Source organism: uncultured Sulfitobacter sp., assembly GCF_947497275.1.
In the GTDB taxonomy this organism is placed as follows: Bacteria; Pseudomonadota; Alphaproteobacteria; order Rhodobacterales; family Rhodobacteraceae; genus Sulfitobacter.
The window spans coordinates 291071-304196 of sequence record NZ_CANMFS010000001.1 but is presented as its reverse complement, the minus strand read 5'-3'; the positions used below and the strand labels follow the sequence as shown (position 1 = coordinate 304196).

The 13126-nt window shown below is 60.0% G+C and carries 13 protein-coding genes; 10 read left to right on the top strand and 3 right to left on the bottom strand.

What is annotated here, in order from left to right; all coding sequences use genetic code 11:
• Positions 1-5: 5 nt before the first annotated feature.
• Positions 6-812 (bottom strand): transglycosylase SLT domain-containing protein, encoded by an 807-nt coding sequence (locus Q1A06_RS01425; RefSeq protein ID WP_299557905.1) that lies wholly within the window; start codon positions 810-812, stop codon positions 6-8.
• A gap of 250 nt (positions 813-1062) precedes the next feature.
• Here Q1A06_RS01425 and Q1A06_RS01420 point away from each other — a divergent pair, with 250 nt between their 5' ends.
• The 4 genes from Q1A06_RS01420 to gatB all read left to right on the top strand — a co-directional run bounded on the left by Q1A06_RS01420 (position 1063) and on the right by gatB (position 6639).
• On the top strand, positions 1063-2439 hold the full coding sequence (locus Q1A06_RS01420; protein WP_299557903.1) for a hypothetical protein: 1377 nt from the start codon (positions 1063-1065) through the stop codon (positions 2437-2439).
• Positions 2440-2605: 166 nt separating this feature from the next.
• On the top strand, positions 2606-3823 hold the full coding sequence (locus tag Q1A06_RS01415; RefSeq protein WP_299557901.1) for an aminopeptidase P family protein: 1218 nt from the start codon (positions 2606-2608) through the stop codon (positions 3821-3823).
• Positions 3824-3984: 161 nt separating this feature from the next.
• Positions 3985-5016, top strand: a complete 1032-nt coding sequence (locus tag Q1A06_RS01410; RefSeq protein WP_299557899.1) for a Hint domain-containing protein — start codon at positions 3985-3987, stop codon at positions 5014-5016.
• Positions 5017-5127: 111 nt separating this feature from the next.
• Positions 5128-6639 carry an Asp-tRNA(Asn)/Glu-tRNA(Gln) amidotransferase subunit GatB gene (gene gatB, locus Q1A06_RS01405; RefSeq protein ID WP_299557897.1) on the top strand — a complete coding sequence of 504 codons (1512 nt, stop codon included), beginning with the start codon at positions 5128-5130 and terminating at the stop codon, positions 6637-6639.
• A gap of 3 nt (positions 6640-6642) precedes the next feature.
• Here the strand turns inward: gatB and Q1A06_RS01400 are convergent, their stop codons facing one another.
• Positions 6643-7071, bottom strand: coding sequence for a hypothetical protein (locus tag Q1A06_RS01400; protein ID WP_299557895.1), 429 nt, complete (start codon positions 7069-7071; stop codon positions 6643-6645).
• A gap of 80 nt (positions 7072-7151) precedes the next feature.
• Between Q1A06_RS01400 and Q1A06_RS01395 the strand changes: the two genes are divergently transcribed.
• From Q1A06_RS01395 to Q1A06_RS01385, 3 genes are all read left to right on the top strand, one after another.
• Positions 7152-7832 (top strand): YafY family protein, encoded by a 681-nt coding sequence (locus Q1A06_RS01395; RefSeq protein WP_299557893.1) that lies wholly within the window; start codon positions 7152-7154, stop codon positions 7830-7832.
• Positions 7833-7919: 87 nt separating this feature from the next.
• A complete protein-coding gene (locus Q1A06_RS01390; protein ID WP_299557891.1) occupies positions 7920-8396 on the top strand; it encodes a thioesterase family protein in 477 nt (158 codons plus the stop codon).
• A gap of 87 nt (positions 8397-8483) precedes the next feature.
• Positions 8484-8951, top strand: a complete 468-nt coding sequence (locus tag Q1A06_RS01385) for a hypothetical protein (RefSeq protein ID WP_299557889.1) — start codon at positions 8484-8486, stop codon at positions 8949-8951.
• Between the two features lie 2 nt (positions 8952-8953).
• On the opposite strand, the gene Q1A06_RS01380 is transcribed toward Q1A06_RS01385, so the two are convergent.
• On the bottom strand, positions 8954-9211 hold the full coding sequence (locus tag Q1A06_RS01380) for a BolA family protein (protein WP_299557887.1): 258 nt from the start codon (positions 9209-9211) through the stop codon (positions 8954-8956).
• Between the two features lie 94 nt (positions 9212-9305).
• Here Q1A06_RS01380 and Q1A06_RS01375 point away from each other — a divergent pair, with 94 nt between their 5' ends.
• From Q1A06_RS01375 to cobT, 3 genes are all read left to right on the top strand, one after another.
• On the top strand, positions 9306-9932 hold the full coding sequence (locus Q1A06_RS01375; protein WP_299557885.1) for a J domain-containing protein: 627 nt from the start codon (positions 9306-9308) through the stop codon (positions 9930-9932).
• A gap of 155 nt (positions 9933-10087) precedes the next feature.
• Entirely contained in the window at positions 10088-11074 is a 987-nt protein-coding gene (gene cobS, locus Q1A06_RS01370) for a cobaltochelatase subunit CobS (RefSeq protein ID WP_299557883.1), read from the top strand.
• 140 nt (positions 11075-11214) lie between these two features.
• Positions 11215-13089 carry a cobaltochelatase subunit CobT gene (gene cobT / locus Q1A06_RS01365; protein WP_299557881.1) on the top strand — a complete coding sequence of 625 codons (1875 nt, stop codon included), beginning with the start codon at positions 11215-11217 and terminating at the stop codon, positions 13087-13089.
• Positions 13090-13126 lie beyond the last annotated feature (37 nt).

Below are 13126 nucleotides of genomic sequence, written 5' to 3'. Positions count from 1 at the left end.
GAAGGCTATTTCTTTTGGCTGGAAGTATCCCCGCCGGAGGCAGCGCCGCCCTGCGGCGGCGCTTTCGTCCACGCCGCCGGCCGTACCTTGGGACGCAGGTCATTGGGCAGCTTGCAGTAATTCTGCCGTTTCAGCCAGCCGGCGATCTCGCGACGTTTGCCCGAACTGCGCATTGGCCCCCAATCTGCGGCCACGCCGCGCCACCGGCTGTCGCGCCCGTGGATGACACCGTCTCGCGGTACCGTATGCGCCATGATGCGCACCGCACAGCTCAGATTTGCCGCACCGTTCTTGAGCGCCTCGCCGTTGCCCGCCCGACATTTGTACCCCCGTGCCGTCGCAGGCAGAATTTGCAGCAAACCGAACCATTTTCCACCGCCGCCGACAGCCCAAGGCTTATAGGTGCTTTCGTGCCTTGCAAGCGCCGACATGTACCCGACCCAGAATGCCCGACGAAGCGCTTCACCGTTGCGCGCATACGCGGGACACCAGTGCTCGATATCGCGTGGCACGCTGTCGACCAGCGGTTTGCCATGATCCTTGAGTGCCGACAGCGCGGCGCGCGTCCAGAGCGCGTTCCCTGACATGTGCTGCCAACGCGTGCGCGGAAGCTGCGTGGGCCGCGCGAAGGGTCGCACCTGGCCATACGGCGGAACGGCGGTCACGCGCAGCGACGGACCCACCGCTGGATCCGACGGAACCGGTGGCGCGAGCAGGACAGCGCGCTCGGGCGGGCGATAGGCCTTTAATGCATCAGCGTTGCAGATGGCGGGAAGCAATCCGCAGATCGTCAGAATGAAATACAGTCTCATACGCCTAAGTATGAGCCGGACATACCCCGGCTGACAAGCGGCCGTGTCCGCGCGATCGGCAAGAGTGTGCACATCGGGAGGCCAATCCCGTCTTCGCGCGCGCATTGTCTCTGCATCGGACGTCTGTTGACGCAATCGCGCCACCTGCCTTGCGACGGCTTCTTATCATCTCCCCTTGCGCGCCATTATCGCGCCCCAATGCACGGCCATTCTGTCCGGCATCACCAACGCCTGTCCGGAGGACCCTTCTATGGATCTGATGTCGAGCCTGATTGCCAGGATCACACGCAAAGCGGGTCGACCTCCGCTGTGCGATCAAACACAGGTCACTTCGACACAGGCCCTTCAGCCTCTGCGCCCGCTCAAGCGCAAGCGCCGCCCCACCGCCGTGGCCAAGTCCACCCCCAAGCAAAGCGCGCAGCCGGTACTCCCTTTCGATGCAGCAGCGCAAAATCCTCTACGCACGCCTGCCGTTCTCGACCGGTTGTCGATCCCCTGCCCTGATCCGACCCTCGAAGAACGCACGCGCGATGCCCATCAGAACAGCGCGCTGCGGTTGGTGCGCCAAGAAAAATGGGACGAACTGTCGGAGATGATTTCACACGCAGACAAACGTCGATCAATGACGCCGGGCGGTATGCCGGTGGCGGAGTTGATGGCATTCGGCGCGCGCGCAGACGTCGTTCTCGCGGTGGAGCATGCATTGATCGACCGCGAACCCGACCACGACGCCCCTTTGCTGCGTGGGATCGAATCGCTTGAATACGTTCTCGCGGATCATTCGGGAAACCATGTAGTCGCCTGCATCGTCGCGCAGGCGCATATGGATCTTGCGTGGGCCTGGCGCGGCATCGGATGGGATGTCGAGATCGCGCCTCGCAACCGCGAGGCCTTCGAGGCCCATTTCGCCCGCGCCCGCGACATCATCTCGCCTTTCAAATCCCGTGCCAGCCAGTCGCCGCTGCTGGCACAGACCATCTGTAGCCTGTTGCGTGGCAACAGCAGCAGCGCGCAACGGGTGGCGGACCGCTACGAAGCTCTGATCGATCTCAATCCGCACAACACCGCCCCCTATCGCACGCTGGGCACGCATATGCTGCCGCGCTGGTACGGCTCCTATCCCGGTCTGGAACTTGAGGCTCGCCGTACTGCCGCACGCACACAGAACGTTTGGGGCGCCGGTGGCTATGCCTGGGTCATGTTCGACGCGATCTCGGTCGATGACGAAGCCTGCGCGCGTCTCGATCTTCCGTTCTTCATCGAGGGGCTGCGCGATATCGTCCGCCGCCGGCCCGAACCGCATACCGCAAATCTGCTTGCGGCCTACTGCGCCAACACGATGGGGCAGGCATTTTCCGGCAATGACGCCGCCGACTATACCCGCGCGCAAATCGCCGACTGCGCGGACTGGATTGTACGAGAGCACCTGACCGAGTTGCACCCGATGATCTGGGCTCATGCCGCACAGGGATTTGTCAACAATCTAAGGGTCTCTTCGGCAGCGCGGTTCGCCCGTGCGGGCCATGACGACGCGATGCGCATCATCGTCGGTCTGTTCCGCCATGAAATCGATCAGGGCAATCGCATCGTTTTTACCGAAAAGGGCGCTGTGACGATGGCCACTTGACCCGCGCCCAGGTCATCCGCTAACTGACTGCGATGTGCCGTGCGATGGCGTCGCGCGGAACCAGACCCACATCATCTGCGCAACCGCGCAGCATTGTCCTGAACGCCCGGATGTATCTCCGGGTTGTGCATGACGCAGACCCCGGCTTTAAAGACGAGGATGCACCATGCAAAACCCCTTTGACCGCGCGCAAACCTTCACCAGCCACAATGGCGACAAGGCGGCCTTGCCGTTTTCGCAGGCGGAATACGACGACAGGCTCGCCGCGCTGCGTGGTATTATGGCGAGGATGGACCTGGACGCAGTCCTTCTTACCTCCATGCACAATATCGCGTATTATTCGGGTTTCCTGTATTGCGCGTTCGGTCGGCCCTATGGTTGCGTCGTCACGCATGATGCCTGCACCACGGTCAGCGCGAATATCGACGGCGGGCAACCGTGGCGGCGCAGCCATTGTGATAATGTGATCTACACCGACTGGCAGCGCGACAACTACTGGCGCGCTGTTACCTCCCTGGCCAGCACGGGCCGGCGTCTCGGCGTGGAGGGGGATCACCTGACACTTTCGATGTATGAGGCGTTGCAGACGTATCTTGAGCCGGCGTCGGTGAATGATGTCGCCGCAGCTACGATGCAGGCACGCTTGATCAAATCTTCCGCCGAGATCGCCTTGATCCGCGAAGGCGCGCGCATTGCCGATCTGGGTGGCGCAGCGATCCGCGATGCCATTCACGCTGGCGTCCGCGAAATCGATGTGGCGATGGCGGGGCGCGATACGATGGAACGTGAAATCGCGCGCAGTCATCCCTTATCGGAGTTGCGCGATACTTGGGTCTGGTTCCAGTCCGGTCTCAACACGGACGGCGCGCACAACCCGGTTACCACCCGCATGTTGGAGCCCGGCGACATCCTCAGCCTCAACACCTTCCCGATGATTTCAGCCTATTATACGGCACTGGAACGCACCCTTTTTCTGGGCGATCCGGATCCCGCCAGCCTCAAGCTGTGGCAAACGAACATCGCCGCGCATGAACTGGGGCTTTCGCTGATCAAACCCGGCATCACCTGTGCGGCGATCTGCGACGAGATCAACCGTTTTCTGGCACAGCAAGGCGTGCTGCAGTATCGCTCGTTCGGCTACGGACACTCTTTCGGCATCCTGTCGCACTACTACGGTCGTGAAGCGGGGCTGGAATTGCGCGAGGACATCGACACCGTGCTGGAACCCGGCATGGTCGTGTCTATGGAACCGATGCTTTGGGTGCCACAGGGAACGCCCGGTGCAGGCGGATACCGTGAGCATGATATCGTGGTGCTGGATCAGACGGGCCCGCAAAATATCACCGGCTTTCCCTATGGCCCCGCGCATAACGTCATTGGATAATACTCCGCGCTCGGCCGCTTGACAGGTAGAGCGCCTTAGCCGGGTCCGCGTTCAGGCATTTCGCGGACCTGTTCATTAGAACTTGAACGACAACACCCACGGCCGCTTAACGCGATCTTAGCCGGCAGTTCCGATACCCCTACGGAAAAGGGGAAGATGAGATGCCGTTTACAATCGAGGGAGTGGACAATGAATTTGCAGTGTCTACGGGCGGTAACGTCGGTACAACTGCGAACTCATCGACCTTCGACGGATCGCCTAAAGACTCCGTAAACCTGCGTATCACCATGAAAGCAGGCGATGAGGACCCGCGGCTCTTTGAAATTGGGGATGTTTACGATGTTTCCTGGAGCGGACAGGGCGGCAACAAGGCGTTGACGGATGCCGTAGTTATCCGTTCTGATCCGTCACCCGACGGGAACGGCACCGGTATCATCGTGTTCGAAGGGGTCGATGAAAACGGCGCACCCGCCCAAATTATATGGACTCCGGGTTTTGACGCCGAAGAATGGTACGACAATAACTTCAACTCGTCGAAGGAGCCGCAATTCTACACCGAAGACATGGATGCCTCCTATGATCACCGGTACATCTGTTTCGCATCCGCGACGCGCCTGAAAACCCCCTTGGGACCTAGAACTGTCGATACCTTGCGGGCCGGCGATCTGGTATCCACCAAAGACAGCGGCGATCTGGCAATTCTTTGGGCAGGCCAACGCTTCTGTTCGGCAACCGGAAAGAATGCACCAGTTGTATTCGAGCGCGGCACAATCGGAAATTCCGCCCCCCTGCGCGTGTCGCAACAACACCGCATGTTGATAAAATCGCCGCTTGCGCAATATTATTTCGGTCATGACGAAGTGTTTGTGCCCGCAAAAGCATGCGTAAACGACCATGACATACGCATCGTTCCGACCTCGCGGATCAAATATGTCCACGTATTGCTCGAACAACATCACGTTGTGTGGGCCGAGGGCGCCGCGTGCGAGAGCCTGTATCTCGGAGACGAGACAGGGCATTCGCTTGGTGGCGATCCCGCTTTTCGAGCCCTGCACGGCTCGATGACGGTTGATGGCGGGACCTTTTCCACCGCGAGGCATGTTCTGAAAATGAAAGAGGCACTTTTGTTGATGCGGCACTTGAACGGCCCCTTCACCGCACCGCAGCCGCGTGCACAGTCCTGTCGTGTCTAACGCACGGCTCCGATCGGCCTACGCAGCAGAGCCTGAAGGGTTCGCCACCTCTTGCTCCCGTGATCCCCCCCCGCTAAACCGACGATAATCAACCTAGAGAAGGCGCTTCCGATGCTCGACCTCAACTATGACACTCCCAAAGTCCGCACCATTGCCGGCGCCAAGCAAGATTGGGAGCTAGTCATCGGCATGGAAGTCCATGCGCAGGTCTCTTCCAACTCGAAGCTGTTTTCGGGGGCCTCTACCAGGTTCGGCGCCGAGCCGAATTCCAACGTCGCGTTTGTCGATGCGGCGATGCCTGGCATGTTGCCGGTGATCAACGAGTTCTGTGTGGAGCAAGCCGTGCGCACCGGTCTGGGCCTCAAGGCCAAGATCAATTTGTTCTCCGCTTTCGACCGCAAGAATTACTTTTATCCCGATCTGCCGCAGGGCTATCAGATCTCTCAACTCTACCACCCCATCGTGGGCGAAGGCGAAGTATTGGTCGAGATGGGCGACGGTACCGCGCGCCTTGTTGGAGTCGAACGGATCCACATCGAACAGGACGCGGGCAAATCCATTCACGACATGGACCCCAACATGTCGTTCGTCGATCTCAACCGGACCGGTGTCGCGCTCATGGAAATTGTCTCGCGCCCTGACATTCGCGGCCCCGAAGAAGCCGCCGCCTATCTTGCAAAACTACGCCAGATCCTGCGCTATCTGGGCACCTGCAACGGCGACATGCAATCGGGTGCGATGCGCGCGGATGTGAACGTCTCGATCTGCGCGCCGGGGCAGTACGAAAAATACAAGGCGACGGGCGATTTTTCCCATCTCGGCACTCGCTGCGAGATCAAGAACATGAACTCCATGCGCTTTATCCAGCAAGCGATCGAAGTCGAAGCCAAACGTCAGATCGCGATCGTCGAGGCGGGCGGCGAGGTTACGCAGGAGACGCGGCTGTTCGATCCCGACAAACAGGAAACCCGCTCCATGCGGTCGAAGGAAGAAGCGCATGACTACCGCTACTTCCCCGATCCCGATCTGCTGCCTCTGGAGATCGAACAGGCCTGGGTGGATGAGATCGAAGCCAGCTTGCCCGAGCTCCCCGACGCCAAGAAGGCCCGGTTTATCAGTGATTTTGGTCTTTCGGATTACGACGCATCCGTACTGACAGCGGATCTGGATTCGGCCCACTATTTCGAAGCAGTGGCACAGGGACGTGACGGCAAAATCGCCGCGAACTGGGTCATCAATGAGCTTTTCGGCCGGTTGAAGAAAGACGAGAAAGACATCTCGGGATCGCCCGTCAGCCCTGCGCAACTCGGCGGCGTGATCGACCTGATCGCCTCCGACGCGATTTCAGGCAAGATCGCGAAAGATGTGTTCGAGATCACCTATACCACCGGACGGGACCCTGCCGAGATCGTCGAGACCGAGGGCCTGAGGCAAGTCACCGATACGGGCGCGATCGAAGCCGCCGTGGATGAGATCATCGCCGCCAATCCCGAACAGGTTGCGAAGGCCCGCGAAAACCCGAAACTTGCCGGCTGGTTCGTCGGTCAGGTGATGAAAGCCACCGGCGGCAAGGCCAACCCCAAGGCGGTCAACGAACTGGTGGCCAAGAAGCTGGCGGAGTAACCGCTATTCCGAAAACCCACGGTTCCACCATCTGTTAGGATTGTCGCGCTGACTCCTGTCGTCGGCGCGACAAGCAAGCACCTCCAGAACGGTAATCACCGGCTCCTCATAGGAATGGCTGTTGCGCACCGCCTCCACCGCAAGCGCCAGCGTTGCCGTATCACGCGGTACGCAAAACGTCAGCACCCGCACAGGCATTTCTACCGTGCGCCCTGCGTCCCCCATCACCGACCCTTCCATCGGTTGGAAAAATTGCATGCCGGGCCCGCTTTCGAACGAGACCCCTTTATAGTTTCCATAGCTCAGCCCAACCGCTTCGGTCACCGCCTCGCGCACTCTTGCATCATCACGCTCCGCCAGTTCCACCCACACCATCCACGCCGCTTCGAACGCGCATGTTTCCAATGTTGCATTGATCTGGTTCAAATCCACGACACTCTCCTAAATTGACACCTCCCTCCTTCTACTCCAACCCTGCTGACAACAGCTTGTTAGTAATGACGCGAGGGCCCATGCCGAAATCCGACCGCTTCTTCGAGATCATCCAGATGCTGCGTCAGTCAAAATCCCCTCTCCGCGCAGCAGAAATCGCCGTTGCACTCGAAGTCTCGCCCCGCACGATCTACCGTGACATGGCGATCTTGCAGGCACGCCAAGTCCCCGTTCAGGGCGAGGCGGGCGTCGGGTACATCATGCGCGCAGGTTACGATCTGCCGCCTCTCAACCTTGACACCTCCGAGGCGGATGCCGTGGCCCTCGGCCTTGCCATGATCGCGCGAACAGGCGATCCCGGATTGTGGAAAGCCGCCCGAAGTGCAGCGCGGAAACTACGCACAATCGCGCCGGGTACCCAACAGCTTGTGGCGTCCAGTTGGGGCACGCCCAATGATCCGACGGCCTCTCTGGTCCGCGCCGCAATACGGGCCGAACAGGCGCTTAAAATCACCTACGCTGATGGCACCGACACTGTGACCACCCGCATCATCTGGCCACTCGCCCTCGTTTTCTATGCGGACAGCACTGTGCTCGCCGCCCGGTGCACCCTGCGGCGCGCAATCCGTCATTTCCGATTGGACCGTATGCAAACTTGCGTGCGAGACACGCAGTATTTCACAGGACAAGGGGCGGCGCTGCTTGCCCAATGGGAAACCGACCATAAACCACAGGCCGTCGATGCCTTAAGCCTCTTTTAGTTCAAGTTGTTTCCCGCCGACACTGATTGTATCCCGCGCAGGATTGCCGCACCCTGCGCGCAAACAAACCGCATGCAAGAGGCCTTCATGACCGAATTCCGCTCCGCTCCTATGTCCGTGCTTCCCGAATGGATCGACTATAACGGCCACCTCAACATGGCCTACTACTCTGTGCTGATGGATAAATGCGCCGATCAGGCCTATCCGGCGCTGGGCTTCGGCCCCGATTACCGCGACGAGACCCGTTGCACGACCTACGTGGCCGAATTTCACATCTGCTATCTGCGCGAACTGCACGAAGGCGATGTCGTGACGTCGACCTTTCATCTTGTCGATTTCGACGCGAAGCGATTCCACATTTTTCAGGAACTTTGGCACGAGGATGGCTGGCTGGCCGCGACAGGCGAAGCCTTGACGCTGCATGTCGATCAATCCGGCGAGGTGCCAAAGGTGGCTCCGATGCCGCAGAACATTCTGCACAATCTGTCGGTCATGAAAGAGGCACAGAAAGACCACCCCAAGCCTGAGCGTGCGGGCCGAAAGATCGGCATTGTGCACAAATAGCACGCGAGCACGCGACCGGGGGCCGGAAGGTTCCCTTTTGCGGCTCTGCGCGCTAAAACCGCGCAACAACACCACGAAAGCCAGCCCATGCCACGCTATGAATACAAGGTTGTTCCCGCTCCGACCAAGGGCCTGAAGGGCAAAGGCATACGCGGATCCGAAGCACGGTTTTCATACGCGATTCAGGAACTGATGAACGGGCTTTCCGGGTACGGCTGGGAGTATCAACGCGCCGAGACGCTGCCCTCGATCGAGCGGTCCGGCCTGACTGGATCTACCACCGAATGGCGCAATGTCCTGGTGTTTCGCCGCCTGCGTGACGGCGATGTCGATGCATTCCAACCCGAGCTGCTTCCTGCCCCGGAGGCACCGGAAGGGACCGACCCCGAAGCCGATACGCCCAACGACCCGTTGCCCGACAACGGCGTTGAAGACGTCCAGAGCGACAGCCGCATCGGCTCGTCACTCAGCATCCTTGCGCACGCGCGCAGCCTTACCGGAAAAGCCGATCCGACTCCGGCTGAAACGGATGAAGATGACACGCCAAAGCCCTGAAATTAAGAGCTGATATCCAAAGAGAGTGCGTGGATTCGGGCGATCAGATCTGGACCGAGTGCTGAATGAACGGCGCGATGCCGTGCCAGACGGCTCATCCCTGCAAATTCGGGTGCGGTGATGGAAACGTCGAAATGTGTCTCCCCCCCTTCGCGGAAACCCGCGTGCCCCCGGTGCGCTTCGCTCACATCCGTCACTTCAAGCCGCTGCACCTGAAACCCGGCGCGCAAGGCACCCTCGATCTCGTCCCTGACCGGCATATTCCCTCCCACGGGAGCGATTTTTTCGCGCCGCCCCCTTTCCTCTGTCAGCCATAGGTTTAGAGTGATCGCCCTGAGTCGGAAAGGTGCCCCAATGCGAAAAGACGATCCCTTTGGTTTTGATATGTCTGTATCTTCTGCCAAGAAGAAGAACCCACGCGGCCGGCGGGGCATGTCCGGCGCATCGGAGACGTCGACCCGGCTGTGCGATCATGAAGGCTGTCAGGAGGCGGGCAAATACCGCGCGCCCAAGGCGCCCGACGTTTTGGATGACTATTTCTGGTTTTGTCAGCAGCATGTGCGCGAATACAACAACAGATGGAATTTCTTTGACGGAACAACCGAAGCGGAGATGAATGCAAAGTTGTCCGAAGGCAAGGTGTGGGAACGACCGACCAAACCGATGGGCGATCCCGAGCAACGCGCCTGGGCGCGGCTGGGCATCGAGGATCCGCATCAGGTGTTGGGTGCGAACGCCACTCAGAACCCCGGCAAGGGCCCGCAGGCGGGACGCCGGCTGCCGCCGACGGAACGCCGGGCACTGGAGGTTCTGGAAGCCAAAGACAACATGAGCAAACCGGAAATTCGCAAGATCTACAAATCCTTGATCAAGGTTCTTCATCCAGACATGAACGGTGGCGATCGCTCGCAGGAAGAACAGCTTCAGCTCGTCGTCTGGGCGTGGGACCAGTTGAAGGCCAGTAGGAATTTCCGCGACTAGTGCGGCGCACTGCGGTAAGGCGTCCGCTTTGCAACGGCACACGGCCGCGCCCCGACAGGCAATTTTTGGCCTTTCCCTTGAACCTGCGCGCTATATGTTGCACCTGACGAAAGACGGCCCCATCCACGGGGCAGATAAAAGTAGGATGTAGTAGTATGGCTGACGGCGCACTCGACCTCAACGCAACCCCCACCAAAGAGATCTCGGTGCGCGAGGTATTCGGCATCGATACGGACATGACCGTTCGGGGTTTTGAAAACCGCACGGACCGCGTGCCGGAATTCGACAGCACCTACAAGTTTGATCCCGACACGACCTTGGCCATCCTCGCCGGCTTTTCCCACAACCGTCGTGTCATGATCCAAGGTTACCACGGGACGGGCAAATCCACCCACATCGAACAAGTGGCGAGCCGCCTGAACTGGCCCACTGTGCGCGTGAACCTAGACAGCCACATCAGCCGGATCGACCTGATCGGCAAGGATGCGATCAAGCTTAAGGACGGCAAGCAAGTCACTGAATTTCAGGAAGGAATCCTTCCTTGGGCGTTGCGCACGCCGACCGCGATCGTATTTGACGAATACGATGCGGGCCGGGCGGACGTCATGTTCGTGATCCAGCGCGTTCTCGAAGTTGACGGCAAGCTGACGCTTCTGGACCAGAACAAGGTGATCACACCGCATCCGCATTTCCGCATTTTCGCCACCGCGAATACCGTGGGTCTGGGCGATACGACGGGTCTTTACCACGGGACCCAACAAATCAATCAGGGTCAGATGGACCGCTGGTCGCTCGTGTCCACGCTGAACTATCTCAGCATCGACGCGGAAACGCAGATCGTTCTTGCGAAGAACCCGCATTTCAACACCGCCGCCGGTCGCAAGACAATCAAACAGATGGTTACCGTTGCCGATCTGACCCGGACGGCGTTCATGAACGGCGACCTGTCGACGGTGATGTCGCCGCGGACCGTCATCGCCTGGGCGCAGAACGCCGAGATCTTCAAGAACGTGGGCTACGCATTCCGACTGAGTTTCCTCAACAAATGTGATGAGTTGGAACGTCAGACAGTGGCCGAATTCTATCAGCGCCTGTTCGACGAGGAACTCCCTGAAAGCGCGGCAAGCCTGAGCCTCGGTTGAGCCTTGTCGTCGCTTCCCTCGTCCGGAGCCCCGCAAACCGGTGGCGGGGTTCCGGGCGGTATCTCGTAAGGATAAGGCGTGTTTTGACGCAAAGCATGAAACCTGCGAAACAGACGTTACTTTTTGCTTGAGAGGGCTGCATGACCAAATCTGACAACCCTGCGGACGCGTTCAAAAAGGCTTTGGCCGAAGCCTCCAAGGTGATGGCGAACGATCCCGAGCTGACGGTCAGCTATTCCGTTGATCCGTCCGGATTGTCGGGTGATGCTATGCGCTTGCCTCAGGTCACGCGGCGCATGACGCGAGATGAGGTGTTGCTGGCCCGTGGCACGGCGGATGCGCTGGCGTTGAACAGACGCTACCACAACGGCCAGACCCACGCGCGGTATCAGCCGCAGGGAGAGATGGCGCGCGATCTGTACGAAGCAATGGAAACCGCGCGCTGCGAGGCGATGGGCGCGCGCGATATGCCCGGTACGGCGGGGAACATCGACGCCAAGATCAAATATGAGGCCCTGCGCAAGGGCTACGATCAGGTAACCCAGGCTTCGGATGTGCCTTTGGCCGTGGCGGCGGGATATCTCGTGCGCCATCTGGCGACCGGTCGCCCCATGCCGGAGGGTGCTGAAAACGTAATGGAGCTTTGGCGCGGCTATATCGAGGATCAGGCGGGGGGAACCTTGGGTGATCTCGACAAGAACCTTGCCGATCAAACCGCTTTCGCCAAATTCGCGCGGCAGATCATCACCGATCTGGGCTATGCCGATCAACTGGGTGATGATCCTGACGGGGCCGACGACGACCTAGAGGACGAGGCCGAGGAAGGCACCGAAGAGGAGCAGGACCCCGACAGCACCGGTCAGGACGAACAGGATCAGGATGATGCCGACGCGTCACCCGAGCAAAGTCAGGAAGAGCAGCAGGATGCGAGCCAGGCCCAGGTGTCGATGGACGATATGGCCGATCAGGAGCTTGGCGAAGAGGCGGAAATGCCCGATGGCGAAGCCCCGATGGAGCCGCCTGCCCCGCAACCTGTATCGGACGCGGACCCGAACTATGCTGTTTATCTGAGCGATCACGACGAGGTCGTAGGCGCCGAAGATCTCGCCGAGCCGGTCGAGCTTGAGCGCCTGCGCGCCTATCTCGATCAACAGCTGGAGCCTCTTAAAGGTGCCGTAAGTCGCCTTGCCAACAAGTTGCAGCGCCGCCTTCAGGCGCAACAGAACCGATCCTGGGAGTTCGACCTCGAGGAAGGTACGTTGGATGCAGGCCGCCTTGCGCGGGTCGTGGCCAACCCGACGACACCGCTCAGCTTCAAGGTCGAGAAAGACACCGAGTTCCGCGACACAGTCGTGACGCTGCTCTTGGACAACTCCGGCTCCATGCGCGGTCGCCCCATCTCTATCGCCGCCATCTGCGCCGATGTGCTCGCCCGAACGCTGGAGCGGTGCAACGTCAAGGTCGAGATTCTTGGTTTCACCACGCGGGCGTGGAAGGGCGGACAGGCCCGCGAGGCGTGGCTGAACGAAGGTCGGCCCACGGGACCGGGGCGTCTGAACGATCTGCGTCACATCATCTACAAATCGGCGGATGCGCCGTGGCGGCGCACCCGGCCCAATCTTGGGCTGATGATGAAGGAAGGTCTGCTGAAGGAAAACATCGACGGCGAGGCGCTGGAATGGGCGCATCGGCGGATGGTGGCGCGACATGAATCGCGCAAGATCCTGATGGTGATTTCGGATGGCGCGCCGGTCGACGACAGCACGCTTTCTGTGAACCCCGCGAACTACCTGGAAAAGCATCTGCGCGACGTGATCGCGATGGTGGAAAAGCGCAAAGCCGTCGAATTGCTGGCAATCGGCATCGGACATGATGTGACACGCTACTATGACCGCGCGGTCACGATTACGGATGTAGAACAGCTGGCCGGGGCGATGACGGAACAGCTTGCCTCTTTGTTCGACAGCGATCCGCGCGCACGGGCGCGCGTGATGGGAATCAAGCGCGCCAGCTGATCCGCCGCACGTCAACACGGCTGTCAATCAAAGGAAC